The sequence below is a fragment of the Nocardioides marmoraquaticus genome, from assembly GCF_054777915.1.
In genome coordinates this window covers 63,142-79,400 of record NZ_BAAHAA010000011.1, presented here as the reverse complement: position 1 = coordinate 79,400, position 16,259 = coordinate 63,142, and the positions used below count along the sequence as shown (strand labels likewise).

Sequence of the window (16,259 nt, the reverse complement as noted above, 5' to 3'; positions counted from 1 at the left end):
CCGGCGTGCCAGGAGCTGGGCCACACCCGACTGGACCACCTGCTGGAGGTTGTGACCGATAGCGAGACACATCGTTCCGTAAGGCAGACAATTCGGACAAGCATGGAGGACTTGACCGTGATGACTCTGCTGGACACCTCGCAGGTCGAGACACTCGACCGCCGCCTCGACGGCCTGGACGCCCCGTGGGTGGGCTCGGTGTCGCGCTACCTGCTGCTCGGCCTGGACGCCCCGTCGCCCGAGGCCGTGCGGGCCGCGGTGCACGGCGCGCTCGAGCCCGGCTCGCCCTGGGCCCGGCTCGTCGACGCCGACACCGCCACCTGGCGTCCGATCCGGTCCGACGAGCGCGACGGCTGGGCCGACGCCCTCGTCACGACGGGCCCCGCGGTCGGCACCGACCTCGAGCTCGCCTCCCGGCTCCTCGACGAGCCGCTCGGCCTGCGCCCCTTCTACGCCGTCGTCACCCCCGACGCCCTGCTGATGCGCGTCAACCACGTCTCAGGCGACGGGGTCGGCACCCACGCGCTCGTGCGCCGCATGCTCGGCTCCGGCGAGCCGCCGATGCCGTACGGCGAGACCGTCGCGCAGGTCGAGCGCCGGGTGCTGCGCGCGCTCGGTCGGCACCCGCTGCGCACGGCGCACACCGTCGCGACGTACCGCCGCCCGACGGCGGAGCGCTACGCGCCCGCCTCCGAGGCGATGACCGGCGTCGAGCCGGTGCTCGTCTCCTCGCGCACCGACGGCGGCTGGGCCGAGCGGCTGCTGGCGTTGCGCGACGAGCGCTGGCCCGGGGCGTCGTTCAGCGCCGTGATGCTGGTCGGGCTGCGTCGCGCCCTGGCCGAGCACGTCGCGACCCCGCGCCCCGGCGCCGAGCTGCTGGCCGACGTGCGTCGCTACCTCGGCGAGGGCGCCCCCGAGCTGGGCAACCTCGCGCGCGGCTTCTACGTCTGCACCGACGACGACGAGGACCCCCAGGAGGTCAGCCGCGTCGTCAAGCGCGATCTCGACCGCGGCATCCCGCTCATCGCCCTGGCCGCGTCGCTCGCGGTGGGTCGGCTGCGTCGTGGTGCGGGCGAGCCGATGGTGGCGGTCGGCGGCGCCGGTCCGCGGCTCGCGCTGACCTACCTGCGCGGCCTCGGCGGGCCCGTCCCCGACGTCTTCCGCCCCGGTGGCGGCTACTGGACCATGACCGCCCCCAACGGCCCCGAGGGCATCACCGTGCTCGCCCGCGAGCTCGGTGACTCCTTCGCCCTCGACGCCACCTTCTTCCCCGACGCGCTCGACCCGACGGCCGTGCGCGCGGCCCTCGACCACCTGCTCGACGACCCCGCGGGCGTGCTGCCCGTCCCGACCACCCGCACCCCCGAGGAGACGGCATGAGTGCCGACCCGACCCGGCCCCAGGTGGTCGTCGTCGTGCCCTGCTACGACGAGGAGGTCGCGATCGGCAGCGTCGTGCGCGACCTGCGCGCCGCCCTGCCTGGGGCCCGCGTCGTGGTCGTCGACAACAACAGCAGCGACGCCACCGCCGAGGTCGCCCGCGCGGCGGGCGCCGAGGTGCGCCACGAGCCGCGGCCCGGCAAGGGCAACGCGGTGCGCCGCGCCTTCGCCGACCTCGAGGCCGACGTCTACCTCATGATCGACGGCGACGCGACGTACGAGGCCGCGGCCGCTCCGCGGCTGGTCGAGGCGCTGCTGGCCGGCCCCCACGACATGGTGGTCGGCTGCCGCGTGCCCGAGGAGCACGACGCCTACCGACCCGGGCACGCGCTCGGCAACCGCGGCTTCAACCTGCTGGTGAGCCGCGTCTTCGGCAGCTCGGTGACCGACATGCTCAGCGGCTACCGCGCCTTCTCCCGACGCTTCGTCAAGACCTTCCCGGCCGCCTCGACCCGCTTCGCGATCGAGACCGAGCTGACCGTCCACGCCATCAACCACCGGATGCCGGTCGTCGAGGTGCCCGTCGGCTTCCGCGACCGTCCGGCGGGCTCGGAGAGCAAGCTGTCGACCGTCCGCGACGGCCTCGACATCCTGCGCACCATCGTCGGGCTGCTGCACCACGAGCGCCCGCTGTGGCTCTACCCCGCGCCCGCCGCGCTGCTGCTCACCGCGGGCCTGGTCACCGGCGGGGCGCTGTCCACGCTGCTGCTGGTGCTCGGCGCGAGCCTGCTGCTGGCCGGCACGACCCTGCAGAGCGCCGGCCGGGGTCGCCGCGAGCAGCTGCGGGCGGCGTACCTGCAGCAGGCGGCGCCCCCGCACCGGCTGCCCGTACCCCTCTCGGCACCCGTCTCGGCACTGGTCGCGGCGGCCTCCGCGACCCCCGCGACCCCGCCCGAGGAGCTGGTGGTGCTGGAGGCCCAGGCCGTGGCCGAGGTCGCCGCCGAGGTGGCCGCGGAGCTCGGGGGCGAGCAGCCCGCCACGGAGGTCGCCGACGCCGTCGCCCCCGTGCTCACCGACGACGACGTCGAGACCCGGAGCACCGGCGAGACCTCCGACGCCGGCCCCGCCCGCCGCGTCGTGCCGCTGCTGCACCGGGCCGAGCGCGAGGCCGCCCGCCAGGGCGCCGAGCCCGTCCAGCCCGTCCAGCCACCCGCGGTCGGAGAGGCCTGACCCGTGTCCGTGACCCCCGTCGACCCGGCCGCGCCACCGCGCGGGCCGGGCCCCGAGGCAGCGACCGGGACGAGCCGTCGGCAGCCGCCCCGGCTCGTCACCGTGCTCGCCGGCGTCGGCGTGCTCGTGGCCCTGACGGGGCTGCTGGCCGTGGTCTCGCCCGCGGTGCGCGAGCAGCTCGCGCTCAGCGTCGGCCGGCAGGACGCGCCGTACGTCGAGACCTGGTTCGCCGACACGGTCGCCGCCCGCAGCTGCAGCCCCGACCGGCCGCGGTACGGCGCCGAGGTCGCCGTGCGCAGCCACCTCACGGCGGCCGAGGACGTCGCCTGGGAGCTGCGGCTCCGACCGGTGCGTGGCGGCCGTCCGGTGGTCGAGCGCGGCAGCGTCACCGTGCTGCCCGACCGGGTGGCGGTCGTGGCGGTGTCGGCGCGCAAGCCCCGGGGCGGCTTCGTCGCCGAGGTGCGCTTCCCGGGCCGTGACCAGCGGCTGCTGGTGCGCTGCACGGGGGAGCGCCGATGACCACCGCACCGGTCACGGTGGTCGAGCGCGTGACGGCGGGCCTCGTCCGCGCCGAGCTGCGCCTGCGGGGCGCCGCCCAGCCGCGGTCGGGCGCCACCGCCGTCCGGTCTCGCCCGACGGCCGCGTGGTGGGCGCTGCTCGCGCTCGTCCTCGTCGGCCAGGTGGTCGTCGCCTCCGACGTCCAGGTGCCCGTCCTGCGCCAGGCCGTGGGCCTGCTGGTGCTGGTGCTCGTGCCGACCTGGCTGCTGTGCCCGTCCCTCGGCTGGGTGCAGGAGCGCCAGCGTGCGCTCACCGCACTGGGCCTGGTGCTGCTCGGGGTCGTCGCCGGGGCCATGCTCCTCGACGTCGGGCTGCCGCGCGTCGGCGTCGACGAGCCGCTGCGCGCGCCCTGGATCGCGCTCGCCTCGACCGTCGTCGACGTCGGGCTGCTGGTGCGCCAGCGCGCGACCGCCGCGACCTGGCTGGTCTCGCTGGGCGCGGCCGCCGACCACCTGCGCACCGCGCGGGTGCACGCCGCGCTCGCGCTCTCGTGCACCGGTCTCGTGCTCTCAGTGCTCGGCGCGGTGCGGCTCAACAACGGGGCCGGCGCGGGGCTGACGGTCGGCGCCTTCGCCTGCGTCGTCGTGGCGCTGCTCGCCATGGTCGTCATGCGGGGCAGCAGCCTGCGCACCGACGGGATGGTGGTGTTCACCTCGGCGCTCACGCTGCTGCTCGCCACCTCCCTGCGGGGCTGGTACGTCCAGGGCCACGACATCCAGCTCGAGCACGTCTCCTTCCTGCTCGTCGACCAGGCCGGCCGCTGGTCGATGAGCCAGTTCGACAGCCCGTACCACGCGTGCCTGGCCGTCAACGTGCTGCCGGTCGTGCTCGGCGAGGTCACCGGCCTGTCCGGCGCCTGGGTCTTCAAGGTGCTGATGCAGGTGCTGTTCGCCCTGGTGCCGGTGCAGTGCTACCTGTGGTTCCGCCAGCTGCTGCCCCGTCCGATGGCGGTCCTCGCCGTGGTGCTGGTGGTGGCCTTCCCGACCTTCACCACCGACATGCCCTACCTGGTGCGCCAGGAGGTCGCGTTCTACTTCTTCACCCTCGCCCTGCTCGCGGCCCACCCCCGGGCGGCCACGACCGGCGGACGTCGCGTGCTGTGGCGCACCCGGGCGCTGGTCCTCGTCTTCCTCGTCGCGATGATGCTGTCGCACTACTCCACGACCTACGTCGTGCTGATCACCACGGCGATCGGCGGCGGGCTCGTGGTCGCGGAGCGGCTCGTGCTGCGGCGCCGCGGCCAGGAGGCGAGCCGCAAGCCACTCGTGCTGCTGGCCTGGCCGGTCGTCGTCGGGCTCGCGCTGGCCACCTTCGTCTGGGTCAACCCGGTCACCGGCACCGGCGGTCACGCCGGCGACGTGTTCCGCTCGGCGATCGCGTCGCTCACCGAGGCCCGCGAGGCCACCGAGTCGTCGTCCGACCTCGGCAACGTGCCCTTCCTCGGCGGCGGTCCGACCGCGCAGGAGCGGCTCGACGACCACAGCGCGCAGGCGCTGGAGCAGGCTGCCGCGCTCGGCTACCCCGACGGCGGGCTCGGGCTCCCCGACCGGGCCAACGCCCCGCGCATCGACGAGCCCGACCCGACCCCGCTGACCGGCCTCGGTCGCGCCGCGGCCGACCGGGGCATCGACGTGCCGGGTGCCAACGAGGTGCTGCGCTCCGCGTTCGCGCTCGGTCTGCAGCTCGCGCTGCTCGTCGGGGCGTTCTTCCTGGTGCGCGGCCACCGGTTGACCGCGGCGTACGACCGGGAGCGGGTCTGGCTGACCGTCGGCGGCGTGGGGGCGCTCGGCGTCTTCGCCGTGGTGCCCGGGCTGTCGGTCGACTACGGCGTGCTGCGCGTCTTCCAGCAGGGACTGATGGTCTTCGCCCCCGCGGTGGTGCTCGGCTTCGTCATGGTCGCCACGCCGCTCGGCCGGTGGCGCACGCCCGTCGTCGCCGGGTTCGTGATGGCCTCGCTCGCCACCCTGGCCGGGTTCGTGCCGGCGATCACGGGCGGCGTCGACCAGCCGCGGCCGTCGTACAGCGCGACCGGCCCCTACCAGGAGCTCTACGGCATCTCGCCGCAGGAAGTGGCCGGCGCCGGCTGGCTGCGCGACCGCGGCGTCGTCGAGGACGGCCTGCCGACCGTGACGCGCGAGCCGTACTCCGACGAGCGGCTCTCGGGCTCGGTCGCCATCCGCGAGAACGCGCCGTACGTCTTCCCCTCGCTCGTGGCCCGCGACGTGCCGACCCTGCTCGGCCAGTCGGTCGTGCAGCGGCAGCGGGCGGCGGTCTTCGCCTCCGGCGACCTGCTCTTCTACCGCTACCCCCTGGGCGCGGTGCAGGCGCGCAAGGACCTCGTCTACAGCAACCCGTCCGCGGTGGTGCTCCAGTGACCGCGGCGCCGGAGGCCCCGGCCACCAGCGCCCCCGGCGCGCCGGAGGGCGGGGCGCTCGACCGCGTCGTCGCCAGCTCGGCCTGGATGCTCGCCACGATGGTGCTGATGTCGGGCGGCGGCATGGCCTTCTGGCTGCTCGCCGCACGACTGCAGGCGCCCGCCGAGGTGGGGTACGCCGGCTCGCTGGTCACCGCGATGACGGTGATCTCGCTGTTCGCCCAGGTCGGCCTCGACACCACGCTCGTGCAGGTGCTGCCGCGCAGCAGCCGACCCTTCGGCGACGTCGTCACGGCGGTCCTGGCCGTCGCGGTGGTCGGTGGGGGACTGGCCGCGGCGTACGCGCTGCTGCTCGGGGTCCTCTCGCCCGAGCTCGCCGGCGTGCTGGGCGGTGGCACCGGCTTGCTCCAGCTCGCCTTCCTCGTGGCCGCGCTGTCGGTCAACGCGCTCACCGACTCGGCGCTGCTCGCGGTGTCGCGGCTGCGGGCCAACTTCCTGCTCAACGGCGTGCTGATGACCGGCGCCAAGCTGGCGCTGCCGGTGCTCCTCGTCGACCAGGGCGCCATGGGCCTCGTGCTCGCCTTCGGCACCAGCGCGCTGCTCGCCGCGGTGGCGAGCGTGGTCGTGGTGCTGCGGGCCGTGTCCGGCCCGCGCACGGCGAGGCCGGGCCGCGAGCTGCTCGGGCTGGGCCGCTTCGCCGGCGCCGGCTACGGCGTCAGCGTGCTCGACACCGCGCCGTTCCTCGTCTTCCCCGTGCTGGTCGTGCACGCCCACGGCCCCGCGTCGGCCGCGGCGTACTTCGTGGCCTTCCAGGTCACCGTGCTGCTGCTCGCCGTCGGCTTCACGCTGAGCAACGCGATGTACGCCGAGGTGTCGGCACGCCCCGACGAGGCCGACGCCGTCGTCCGGCGCAGCGGGCTGCTCGTGCTGCTCGCGATGTCGCTCGGCGCCGCCGTGCTCGCGCTGGCCGCGCCCCTGGTGATGCGCGTCTTCGGTCCCGACTACGTCGACGAGGGCGTCCCGGTGCTGCGCGTGCTCGCGGCCTGCGCCGTGGTCGCCGGGCTCTGCTCGTGGTCGGCGCTGCGGCTGCGGGTGCACGGCCGGCTCGGCGCCATGCTCGGCGGCTACGCCGTCGGCACCGTGCTCGTGCTCGTGCTCGCCTGGTGGTGGTCCGACGTGGCGCTGTGGGGGGTCGCGCTGGCCTGGGGCGTCGGCCGCGGCGCCACCCTCGTCGTCAACCTGCTGCTGGGGGGCCGGCGATGAGCCGCACGGTCGTCGCGGTGGTCTCGGCGTACACCGTGCCCGACATCGGCGGCGTCGAGGCGTACGGCGCCCGCGTCGCCCGGGCGCTGCGCGACTCCGACCGCTACACGCCGGTGATCGTCGCCGCGAGCCCCGACCGTCGTGACCACCACCTCGAGGTCGACGGCGTGCCGGTGCACCGCCTCGGCAGCCGCGGCCGCGTCTCCAACACCCCGGTCAACCCCGACTGGTGGTGGCGGCTGCGCGGCCTGCTCGACGACCTCGACGTCGGGCTCGTCAACGTGCACGCCCCCGTCCCGGGTCTGCCCGACGCCGCGCAGTGGGCCTCGCGGCGCCGTCGGCCCGTCGTGACGACCTTCCACTCCGGCGACATGCTCAAGGGGGAGCACCACGGGATCGACCTGGCGCTGCGGATGTACCAGTCGCTCTGGCTGCCCTCGATGTTCCGGCGCAGCGACGCGGTGATCTCGTCGTCGTCGGTCGCGCTGTCGCACCGCTGGCGCGGCGAGGACACCATCGTCTCGCCCGGCGTCGACGTCGAGCAGTTCCGCCCGCTCGGCCTCGAGCGCGACGCCTCCCTGCTCTACGTCGGCCGCCTCGAGCGCAGCTCGGCGTGGAAGGGCGTGCACGTGCTCGTCGACGCCGTGCCCGAGGTGCTGCGCGCCCGACCGGACGCCCGGCTGCGCCTGGCGGGCCACGGCGACGCCGTGCCCGACCTGCAGGAGCGCGCCCGCCGCCTCGGGGTCGCCGACCACGTCGACTTCCTCGGGCCGAAGTCGCACGCCGAGCTGGTCGAGGTCTACAACCGCGCCGGCGCTCTCGTGCTGCCGTCGCTGACGGAGGCCGAGTCGTTCGGCATGACGCTGGTCGAGGCGATGGCCTGCGAGACGCCCGTCGTCGGCTCGACCATCGGCGGCATCCCGACCGTCGTGCGCGACGGCGTCGACGGGCTGCTGGCCACGCCCGGAGACGCCGCCTCGCTGGCCGCGGCGTGCACCCGCGTCCTCACCGATCCCGCGCTCGCCGCCCGTCTCGGAGCGGCGGGCCGAGCAGCGGCCGTCGACCGCTGGGCCTGGGACAACGCCATGGCCACGACCCTCGCCGTGTTCGACGGCGTGCTCGCCGCCCGCGGCGCCGTGCCGCGGCGCACCCGCTTCGTGGCGCGCGCGTGACCGCCCTCGCCCCGGCGCCAGCAGCGGCGTACTCGCCCGCGGGGCTGTGGGCCAGCCTCCGCGCGCTCCGACCCACCCCGGGCGACGACCGCAACCTCGCCCTCGACGGTCTGCGTGGCGTCGCGGTGCTGCTCGTCGTGGGCAGCCACACCACGGCGACCGCGGTGCCGCTGGGCGGGGTGGTGGGCGTGACGACGTTCTTCGTGCTGTCGGGCTACCTCATCACCAGCCTGCTGCTGGCCGAGGTGGACGGTCGCGGCACGATCGCCTTCGGGGCCTTCTACGTGCGGCGCGCGCTGCGGCTGGTGCCGGCGCTCGTCGCGGTGCTGGCGCTGACGCCGGTGCTGCTCTGGCTGCTCGACGACCCGCACCTCGGGCCCGGGCTGGTGCCCGCGTCGCTGGTCGCGCTGCTCTACCTCTCCGACTTCTTCCGCGCTGCCGGCGACGAGCTGGTGGTCTACGGCCACACCTGGTCGCTCGCGGTCGAGGAGCAGTTCTACCTGCTGTGGCCGGCTCTGCTCGGCCTGGTGCTGCTCCGGCGGCTGCCGCGACGACGGGTGCTCCAGGTCGTGCTCGCGACGGCCTCGGTGCTGGTGGCGTGGCGCCTCGTCGCGGCCGCGACGCTGGAGCCCGAGCGGGTGTGGTTCGCGGTCGACACCAACGCCTTCGGGCTCGTCCTCGGCGCGGCGCTCGCGTTCGTGCCCGCCCGCCTCCCGGCCCGCGCCGCTCGGTGGGCGACCGGCGTCGGCGTCGGCGGGCTCCTCGGGGTCTCCGTGCTGCCCGTGGTGCCGCAGTCAGCGGCGTACCTCGCCGCTGTCGGGTACGGCGCCCCCCTCGCCGCCCTCCTCGCCCTGGTCGCGGTCGCCGGCGCCCGCCAGGTGACGTGGGGCCTGTCGACACCGTGGCTGGTCGCCTGCGGCCGGATCTCGTACGCGCTGTACCTCTGGCACGAGGTCCTCCTCGTCTCCACCCCCTCCGGCGAGCCGGTCGTCGGGCTCTGGCGCCTCGTCGCCGTCGCCGCGGCGTTCGCGCTCGCCGTCGCCTCCTGGGCCCTCGTCGAGGCCCCCGCCCTCCGCCTCAAGCGGCGCTTCGAGCGCGCCCACCTGTAGCCCGCGTCCGATCTCCCGAGTGGGGTGCCTCCGCTTCCCGCGGTGCGCTCGTCCCTGACGGGGCTCCTCAGGGATCGGGTGCTGCGCCGCCGCTCCCTGAGGTGCGAGCGGAGCGAGCCTCGAAGGGTCGGCGCCCACATCATCGGAGGCGATCACTGTCACCTGGTGGCACCAACCCGCTCCGACGATGGGCGGGGGCCCTTCGTGACGGTCGCAGGGCGACCTACTCGATCACCGCGGGCCGCCGCTCCCTGAGGTGCGAGCGGAGCGAGCCTCGAAGGGTGCGGGCGTGCCTGTGGCCCGACTGCCGGGGTCGGTGGTCGGGTCGCAGGGCGGTCAGAGGTTCAGTGGTGCGCGGGTGTTGGGGACGACGACGTAGCCGTGGTGGGTGGGGCTGGTCCAGGTGTAGGCGCCGTCGGGACGTCGACGGTAGGTCCAGCCGTGGTGGGTCTTGGCGTTGTGGTGGCGTCTGCAGAGGGGCGCGAGGTTACTTGCGTTGGTCTGGCCGGGTGGTCCGCCGTCATCTGGTGGCAGGTAGGCCTCGGTGTGGTCGAGGTCGCAGGTGCGGGAGTCGCGGCGGCAGCCGGGGAAGACGCAGTGGCCGTCGCGTTGCGCGACCTGTTCGCGCATCAGTGGTGGCGGGTCGTGGGCGTCGACCGCGGTGTCGTTGCTCAGGTGGATGGGGGTGAGGGTGGTGACGGGGGCGTCGATGCCGTGCCGGGCCAGCCACGCCCGCACTTCGCTGGTGAGGTCGGTGGTGGCGTCGTCGCCGGTGGTCGAGGAGGTCGCGCAGCGACCGTCACGAGGCCCCCGGTGCCCCCGGTGTCCCTGGTGTCCCTGGCCGTGGAGGACGGCCCGGACACGCACACGTCCGTCGTGGGTGGCGCGGCGTCGGATCCACGCGGCCCGCTGTAGAGCAGACACGGGGCCGCGGGTCTCCTCGACGAACGTGCCTTGCTCGCTGGTCGTGTCGTCGAGGTCAACCGGGGTGAGGTGGACGACGAGGTCGGTGTCACCGCCCGATCCAGCTTGCCCGCCGGGCTGGACGTCGGTGGTGCGGCCGGACATGAGGTCGAGGGCGTGCTGGGGGTCGGCGAGGATCCCGACCGCGGTCGCCCGCCGGATGTCGCGGCTGGAGGTGTCGCCGAGGTCGCGCAGGTCGGCCGCGACCCGGGAGACGGTGGCGTCGAGGAGGTCGGCATCGTCGGCGTCGAGCGTCATGTTGACGTCGATGACGCCGGGTGCGCGGCGGTCACGGCGCAACCACACCCCGCGACGCGACATCGCTTCTTCCTCGTCGGCGACGGCGCGGTCGGGGTCCGCGGTCAGCCGGGCCTCGTGGACCAGCCGGCGGGCGTCGACGCGGGCGATCTTGTCCGGCACGGCGGTGATGAGCCGGTCGGCGTGGGCGGCGGCGTCGTAGGCCAGGTCGCGGGTCTCGCGGGAGATCTGCCGCGCCACCCACACCGGCACCCGCTCCTCCTGCACGAGCGCCCACAGCCGCGAGAGCCGGAACGCCAGCTCCAACGCATCCGCGAGCAGGTGCATCGCGTGGTCGACGGACCGGTCGAGTGCGGCGGCCAGCTCGAGCGGCGCCAGTGGGTGGACCAGCGGGGCACCCGGTCCGGCGAGCGGCACCAGCGGACCGGGCATCGACAGCCGTGGCTCGCCCCAGCCGGCGTAGTCGGTGATCACACCGTCGGCGCCGACCACCGCGGGGTGGGCCAGCGCCCACTGCAGCGCCATCCAGACCTGCTTCACCTCGCCGGCGTGGACCTGGGCGCGGGCGGTGAGGAGCTCGTCGATGATCGCGGCGCGCACGTCGACCTCGACCGGCCCATGGACCGGCACGGGTGCCGTGTCGGTGGTCGTCGTGGGGGCCAGCTCCATGAACGGAGTCTACCGCTCCGCACTGACAATCGAACAAGTGATCGACAGCATGCGGACTCGCGGATTGCCGGTGCCGGCGGTCGGGTCACCGGGGCCTCGCGGCTCGTCGCCCAGGGGCTCCTCACACCTCGACCAGCCCGGCTTCGTCGTGTGGCACTACTACAACTCCGGTCCTCCCTTCGTGGGGCTCGGTCGTCCCTCGCGGACTCCTCGGGGAGCGGAGGCTGCGATCCCGATCCCTGAGGTGCGAGCGAAGCGAGCCTCGAAGGGCGCGCCCCCTTCGTGGGGCTCGGTCGTCCCTCGCGACTCCTCGGGGAGCGTGGGCTGCCTTCAGCGGCGGAGGGCCGAGACGGCCTTGGCGAAGGCGGCGTACGACGGCTTCTTGGTGCCGTCGGGGCGGCGCAGGCCGAACCACGTCGAGGGGTCGGCGCGGACGCCCTGGTCGCGGTCGGTGTAGACGAACAGGTGCGAGACCCGCGGCTGGGCGGCGGCGGTGCGCACGCCGTCGGCGACGATCGCCGCCTGGTGCCGCTCGGTGACGTGGGTCGTCACGCCCGGCACCCACGCGGAGGCGGAGTCGGCGGCGAGGCCGGGGCCGCCGGTGGGGGCGCCGGACTCGTTGAAGCTCACCTCGAGGTGGCCGAGCCCGAGCGAGTCGAGCACCGACACCAGGGCCCGCGAGTCGGACCCGTCGCGGAAGACGTGCTCCCACGGCGTCAGCCAGCTGGTGCGGGTGCTCGGCAGGTGCGGGAAGGTGTACGGGTGGTAGGCGACGCCGGCCAGCGACTCGCAGCCACCGTCGCGGCAGGCCTCGAGCAGGAAGTCCGACGGGCTGTGCAGCCCGCCCCGGGTCGGCTGGTAGGCCAGCCCGCCGAACCACACCTTCGCCTGCGGTGCCGCGGCGAGGATCGAGCGGGTGCCGGCGAGCAGCACCTCGCGGTAGTCGCGCGGGTCGGGGTCGGTCCAGAAGAACGGCAGGTTGGGCTCGTTCCAGATCTCGAAGCTCGTGACGCCGTGCGGCGCGTAGCGCGCGGCGACCGCGCCGGCGTAGCGGCCGTACGCCGCGGGGTCGGCGGGCGGGCAGAACTCGCCCGCCGTGCACGTGGGCTCCTGGGCCCAGCGCGGCGTGTAGTCGAGGATCAGCAGCACCTCGAGGCCGCGGGCCCGGGCGTCGGCGATGGCGGCGTCGTACGGCGCCCAGCTCCAGCTGTCGGGCCCCGCCGGCTGCAGCCCGCTCCACGACAGGTCCATGCGGACCCACCTCGCGCCGAGCGCCACGACGTCGTCGAGCGCGGCTGCGCGGCGGCTGGCGCTCATCCAGGGCAGGGTGTTGCCGAAGGCGACGCCGACCCCGAGCCGGCTCGGCGTGGTGACGGGCGCTGTCTGGGCCTTGGCCTGCGCGGCGCGGTAGCGCCTGATGCAGGCGCGCTCGCGCACCAGCCGCACGAACGTCCGCCGGCACTGCGCCGGGGTCAGCACCCGCGGGGCCCCGACCACCCGGGCGGAGGCGACCGGCGAGGTGGGCGCAGCGGCTCCCGCGGGGGAGGCGAGCCCGACGGCCAGCAGCGGCGCCAGCAGCAGGGCGACGAGCGCGGCGACCAGCGGGCGCGGCGCGGCAGGTGCGCCCGAGGTCACGACGCGGGGGGACGGCATGACGGCAGCGTAGGGACGATCGCGTCCTGACGGGGCGAAATGTCCGATTCCCCGGGCGGGATGCTCCGCTCCCGACGCACAGCGCGGCGTCCCCGGGCCAGCACGGCGACGGACCCACCGCCGACTGGGCCACGTCCGGGTAGACCAGTCCGGAGCGGACGTGACCGAGGTCGCATCGTCGCGTTGAGGGTGCTGTCCGCGCCACGGGGGGAGCGGGCACCACGTCGGAGGAGTGCGGCATGGCCATCATCGGTGCGGGTCCGACGCTTCGTCAGGTCCAGCGGGGTCGGGGGGCCTCGCTGGACCAGACGGAGGCCACCACCTGGCTGCTCGGCATCACGGCCGACCCGGCCGCCGTACGGCGCGCGGTGCTCGCCGAGCTCGGCAGCGGGTCGACGTGGTCGAAGGTCCGCAGCCTCGGCGACGGCCGCCACCGCGCGGTCGACCTCGCCGAGGTGCCGCTGTGGGTCGACGAGGTCGTCCGCACCGGCCCCGCCGTCGAGGGCGACCTCGCCCGGGCGCACGCGCTCGGCTCCGAGCCGCTGGAGCGCCGACCCTTCGTCGTGGTGGTCGCGCCCGACGCCGTGGTGCTCCGCTGGCACCGGGGGCTCGCCGGTCACCGCGAGGCCCGGCTGCTGCTGCAGCGCCTCGCCTCACCGTCGCGGCACCGTCGGGCCGCCTGAGACTCAGGTCCCGGAGCTCCCGGAGCCGTACTCCGCGTCCTCGGCCGTCAGCGGCGCGGTCTCCGGCTCGCCCTCGCTGTCGGCGCCGATCGCGTCGTCCTGGTCGCCGGTCTCGTCGGGGTGGCGCGCCAACGGGTTGTCCTCGTCGGCGCGCAGGTCCTCCGGCAGCTGCTCCTCGCCGATGCCACCGGGCTCCTGCTCGTCACCGGACGTCTGCTCCTGCTCGTGCTCGCTCATGCCCGCGCCCGTACCCCCGGGCCGCCTGCGTCACCGCTGCGGAAAAAGACCGTTGAGCGTGCGCCGCGCACGACCTACCGTGGTCGGACACGGGAAAGGAGGTGGTCCGAAGAATGAGTTCTTCCAGGACGCGTGAGGTGGCTGCTCACTAGCAGCGACCGCCCCAGCGCGGACGCGCTGGTGAATCCAACAGCAGTCACCCGACCCGCAGGCGCACCGGGACGTCCCCCGGCTGGGTCCCCCTCATGGGGACCACGCCTGCGGGTCGCTGCACGTCCGGGGTCGGCTTCATCCGTCCCGCTAGGGTGCGCGCATGGTCGACACCGCCACCATCCTCGCGCTCGAGCACGAGATGGGGGTGCTCATCCGTCGGCTGCGCCGTCGCATCGCCGAGCGCGCGCGGCTGATCCACCCCGAGCTGTCGCCGGTGGCCTACTCGATGCTGATGGCGCTCCACGACTCCGGGCCGCAGCGCGCCAGCGAGCTGGTCGAGCTGTTCAGCATCGACAAGGGCGCGGTGTCGCGCCAGGTGCAGCTCCTGCTCGAGCTCGGCCTCGTCGAGCGCGAGCCCGACCCCGCCGACCGTCGCGCCCAGATCCTCACCGTCAGCGACGCCGGCCGCGAGCGCCTCGACGCCATCGCCACCGCCCGCCGCGCCGAGCTGGGCGAGAAGCTCGACGCCTGGGCCGACGACGAGCTCGCCTTCTTCGTCGACCTGCTCGCCCGCTACAACGCCTCCGCCTCCACCCGCTGACCCACGGACTCCGGTGCTTCCCCGCGTCTGCGGGCTGGGGGAAGGCTGGAGCCACTGGTCCACCAGTGACTCCGGAGCCGACGGAGCAGCCCCACCCGCGGCTGACCGCCCACCACCGCGCGTAGGACACAATGACTCGCGTGAGCGACCTGATCGACACCACGGAGATGTACCTCCGCACCATCTACGAGCTTCAGGAGGAGGGCATCGTCCCGCTGCGCGCGCGGATCGCGGAGCGGCTGCACCAGAGCGGGCCCACGGTCAGCCAGACGGTCAACCGGATGCAGCGCGACGGGCTGCTGACGGTCGAGGGCGACCGCCACCTCCAGCTCACCGACGAGGGCACGGTCCTCGCCACCCGCGTGATGCGCAAGCACCGCCTCGCCGAGCGGCTGCTCACCGACGTCATCGGGCTCGACTGGGAGCTGGTGCACGCCGAGGCGTGCCGCTGGGAGCACGTCATCAGCGAGAACGTCGAGCGGCGCCTGCTCGAGCTGCTCGAGCACCCCACCGAGTCGCCGTACGGCAACCCGATCCCGGGGTTGTCCGAGCTGGGTCAGACCGACGAGGCCGAGGAGTTCCGCGACGGCGTCGAGGTGCTCGCCGAGGTCGTCACGGCCGACTCCCGGCGGGTGCGGGTGCGCCGCATCAGCGAGGAGATGCAGAAGGACGAGGTGCTGATGGGCGCGCTGCGCCGCGCCGGCGCCATGCCGGGGGCCACCATCGCGGCGCAGGCGACCGAGGAGGGCGTGCTGCTCGGCAGCTCGGGCGAGACCGCCGAGATCGTCACCGAGGCCGCCGAGCACATCTTCGTCACACCGGCCTGAGCGCCTTCGCCGCAGCCGTGGGCGCTGCCCTCACCGCGGCCGAGAGCCCGGTCAGCCACTCGCTGGTGCCGGCCTCGACCTTGTACGTCGCCAGCTCGTCGCCGCGCGTCGTGCCGCGGTTGACCACGACGACCGGGAGGCCCGCCTTGGCGGCGTACCGCACGAAGCGCAGCCCCGACATGACCGTGAGCGACGACCCGGCGACGAGCAGGGCGTCGGCGTCGTCGAGGGCGGCGTAGCAGCGGGCGACGCGGTCCTTGGGCACGTTCTCGCCGAAGAAGACGACGTGCGGCTTGAGCCGGCCGCCGCAGGCCTCGCAGGCCGGCACCCGGAAGCCGTGGGTGTCGTCGAGCTCGACGTCGCCGTCGGGCCGTTGCACGGCCTCGGCGTGGGCCTCGACCCAGCCGGGGTTGAGCTCGGTGAGCCGGCGCTGCACCGAGGTGCGCGCCGTGACGGCGCGGCACTCGAGGCACACCACCTCGCTGATGCGGCCGTGGAGCGCGACGACGTCGCGGGACCCGGCGCGCTCGTGCAGGCCGTCGACGTTCTGGGTGATGAGCAGCCGGCAGCGACCCTGCTGCTCGAGCTCGGCGACGGCACGGTGCCCGGCGTTGGGCTCGGCCTCGCCCATGCGCGCCCAGCCGACGTGGGCGCGTGCCCAGTAGCGCTGCTGCGCCTGCGGGGTCGCGACCAGCTCCTGGTAGGTCATCGGCTGCCGCGCGGGCTTGCCAGGACCGCGGTAGTCGGGGATGCCGGAGTCGGTGGAGACGCCGGCGCCGGTGAGCACCACGAGCCGGGGGCCGAGCAGCGGTTGCAGCGCCTCGGGGGAGAGGTCACCCACGGGCGTAGCGCAGCTCCGCCCGGGCACGCGCCTTGGCCGCCTCGACGTCACGGTCCTTGGGCGGCGCGGCGGTCGTGAGCTCGGCCAGCAGGTGCCGGGTGGCGTGGGCGACCTCGGCCACCGCGCGGTCGAACGCCTCCTGGTTGACCTGCGAGGGCCGCGTGCTGCCGCTGATCTTGCGGACGTACTGCAGCGCGGCGGCGTGCACCTCGTCGGTGGTCGCGGGCGGCTCGAAGTTGTGCAGGGTGCGGATGTTGCGGCACATGTTCAGAGCGTACGCCGCCGCGGC

15 protein-coding genes are annotated in these 16,259 nt (G+C 74.9%); 10 read left to right on the top strand and 5 right to left on the bottom strand.

Features of this window, described 5'->3' with window-relative positions:
* Nucleotides 1–117 precede the first annotated feature (117 nt).
* The 7 genes from ACYU8I_RS10380 to ACYU8I_RS10350 are packed head-to-tail and all read left to right on the top strand — an operon-like array spanning nucleotide 118 to nucleotide 9,085.
* Nucleotides 118–1,380, top strand: a complete 1,263-nt coding sequence (locus tag ACYU8I_RS10380; RefSeq protein ID WP_460840322.1) for a hypothetical protein — start codon at nucleotides 118–120, stop codon at nucleotides 1,378–1,380.
* Nucleotides 1,377–2,609, top strand: a complete 1,233-nt coding sequence (locus ACYU8I_RS10375; RefSeq protein ID WP_460840320.1) for a glycosyltransferase — start codon at nucleotides 1,377–1,379, stop codon at nucleotides 2,607–2,609. Before ACYU8I_RS10380 ends, ACYU8I_RS10375 begins: the two co-directional genes overlap by 4 nt.
* 3 nt (nucleotides 2,610–2,612) lie before the next feature.
* A complete protein-coding gene (locus ACYU8I_RS10370) occupies nucleotides 2,613–3,128 on the top strand; it encodes a hypothetical protein (RefSeq protein WP_460840317.1) in 516 nt (171 codons plus the stop codon).
* The gene (locus tag ACYU8I_RS10365) at nucleotides 3,125–5,542 is read left to right on the top strand and encodes a hypothetical protein (RefSeq protein WP_460840315.1); all 2,418 of its coding nucleotides are present in this window, start codon (nucleotides 3,125–3,127) and stop codon (nucleotides 5,540–5,542) included. The genes ACYU8I_RS10370 and ACYU8I_RS10365 overlap by 4 nt, the downstream gene beginning before the upstream one ends.
* On the top strand, nucleotides 5,539–6,804 hold the full coding sequence (locus tag ACYU8I_RS10360; RefSeq protein ID WP_460840313.1) for a lipopolysaccharide biosynthesis protein: 1,266 nt from the start codon (nucleotides 5,539–5,541) through the stop codon (nucleotides 6,802–6,804). Before ACYU8I_RS10365 ends, ACYU8I_RS10360 begins: the two co-directional genes overlap by 4 nt.
* Entirely contained in the window at nucleotides 6,801–7,976 is a 1,176-nt protein-coding gene (locus tag ACYU8I_RS10355; protein WP_460840310.1) for a glycosyltransferase family 4 protein, read from the top strand. The genes ACYU8I_RS10360 and ACYU8I_RS10355 overlap by 4 nt, the downstream gene beginning before the upstream one ends.
* Nucleotides 7,973–9,085: an acyltransferase family protein gene (locus tag ACYU8I_RS10350; RefSeq protein WP_460840307.1), complete on the top strand. Its 1,113-nt coding sequence runs from the start codon at nucleotides 7,973–7,975 to the stop codon at nucleotides 9,083–9,085. Before ACYU8I_RS10355 ends, ACYU8I_RS10350 begins: the two co-directional genes overlap by 4 nt.
* 336 nt (nucleotides 9,086–9,421) lie before the next feature.
* Here the strand turns inward: ACYU8I_RS10350 and ACYU8I_RS10345 are convergent, their stop codons facing one another.
* Both ACYU8I_RS10345 and ACYU8I_RS10340 read right to left on the bottom strand, forming a co-directional pair.
* Complete coding sequence (locus tag ACYU8I_RS10345) at nucleotides 9,422–10,975, bottom strand: HNH endonuclease signature motif containing protein (protein ID WP_460840305.1); 1,554 nt, start codon at nucleotides 10,973–10,975, stop codon at nucleotides 9,422–9,424.
* Between the two features lie 330 nt (nucleotides 10,976–11,305).
* Nucleotides 11,306–12,628 carry a cellulase family glycosylhydrolase gene (locus ACYU8I_RS10340; RefSeq protein ID WP_460840302.1) on the bottom strand — a complete coding sequence of 441 codons (1,323 nt, stop codon included), beginning with the start codon at nucleotides 12,626–12,628 and terminating at the stop codon, nucleotides 11,306–11,308.
* Between the two features lie 239 nt (nucleotides 12,629–12,867).
* Here ACYU8I_RS10340 and ACYU8I_RS10335 point away from each other — a divergent pair, with 239 nt between their 5' ends.
* On the top strand, nucleotides 12,868–13,311 hold the full coding sequence (locus ACYU8I_RS10335; RefSeq protein ID WP_460840299.1) for a hypothetical protein: 444 nt from the start codon (nucleotides 12,868–12,870) through the stop codon (nucleotides 13,309–13,311).
* A 3-nt stretch (nucleotides 13,312–13,314) separates the two neighbouring features.
* On the opposite strand, the gene ACYU8I_RS10330 is transcribed toward ACYU8I_RS10335, so the two are convergent.
* Nucleotides 13,315–13,548: a hypothetical protein gene (locus ACYU8I_RS10330; RefSeq protein ID WP_460840297.1), complete on the bottom strand. Its 234-nt coding sequence runs from the start codon at nucleotides 13,546–13,548 to the stop codon at nucleotides 13,315–13,317.
* Nucleotides 13,549–13,861: 313 nt separating this feature from the next.
* Between ACYU8I_RS10330 and ACYU8I_RS10325 the strand changes: the two genes are divergently transcribed.
* Together ACYU8I_RS10325 and ACYU8I_RS10320 are read left to right on the top strand one after the other, a co-directional pair.
* Complete coding sequence (locus ACYU8I_RS10325; protein ID WP_460840295.1) at nucleotides 13,862–14,302, top strand: MarR family winged helix-turn-helix transcriptional regulator; 441 nt, start codon at nucleotides 13,862–13,864, stop codon at nucleotides 14,300–14,302.
* A 140-nt stretch (nucleotides 14,303–14,442) separates the two neighbouring features.
* A complete protein-coding gene (locus tag ACYU8I_RS10320; protein WP_460840293.1) occupies nucleotides 14,443–15,129 on the top strand; it encodes a metal-dependent transcriptional regulator in 687 nt (228 codons plus the stop codon).
* Here the strand turns inward: ACYU8I_RS10320 and ACYU8I_RS10315 are convergent.
* Both ACYU8I_RS10315 and ACYU8I_RS10310 read right to left on the bottom strand, forming a co-directional pair.
* Nucleotides 15,116–15,970 carry an NAD-dependent protein deacetylase gene (locus ACYU8I_RS10315; protein WP_460840290.1) on the bottom strand — a complete coding sequence of 285 codons (855 nt, stop codon included), beginning with the start codon at nucleotides 15,968–15,970 and terminating at the stop codon, nucleotides 15,116–15,118. The genes ACYU8I_RS10320 and ACYU8I_RS10315 overlap by 14 nt on opposite strands.
* Entirely contained in the window at nucleotides 15,963–16,235 is a 273-nt protein-coding gene (locus tag ACYU8I_RS10310; protein WP_460840288.1) for a DUF2277 domain-containing protein, read from the bottom strand. Before ACYU8I_RS10310 ends, ACYU8I_RS10315 begins: the two co-directional genes overlap by 8 nt.
* Nucleotides 16,236–16,259 lie beyond the last annotated feature (24 nt).

Coding starts and splice junctions, on each gene's coding strand:
- ACYU8I_RS10310 (WP_460840288.1), bottom strand. CDS start 16,235: ATGTGCCGCAACATCCGCACCCTGCACAACTTCGAGCCGCCCGCGACC.
- ACYU8I_RS10330 (WP_460840297.1), bottom strand. CDS start 13,548: ATGAGCGAGCACGAGCAGGAGCAGACGTCCGGTGACGAGCAGGAGCCC.
- ACYU8I_RS10365 (WP_460840315.1), top strand. CDS start 3,125: ATGACCACCGCACCGGTCACGGTGGTCGAGCGCGTGACGGCGGGCCTC.
- ACYU8I_RS10325 (WP_460840295.1), top strand. CDS start 13,862: ATGGTCGACACCGCCACCATCCTCGCGCTCGAGCACGAGATGGGGGTG.
- ACYU8I_RS10345 (WP_460840305.1), bottom strand. CDS start 10,975: ATGGAGCTGGCCCCCACGACGACCACCGACACGGCACCCGTGCCGGTC.
- ACYU8I_RS10340 (WP_460840302.1), bottom strand. CDS start 12,628: ATGCCGTCCCCCCGCGTCGTGACCTCGGGCGCACCTGCCGCGCCGCGC.
- ACYU8I_RS10355 (WP_460840310.1), top strand. CDS start 6,801: ATGAGCCGCACGGTCGTCGCGGTGGTCTCGGCGTACACCGTGCCCGAC.
- ACYU8I_RS10375 (WP_460840320.1), top strand. CDS start 1,377: ATGAGTGCCGACCCGACCCGGCCCCAGGTGGTCGTCGTCGTGCCCTGC.
- ACYU8I_RS10335 (WP_460840299.1), top strand. CDS start 12,868: ATGGCCATCATCGGTGCGGGTCCGACGCTTCGTCAGGTCCAGCGGGGT.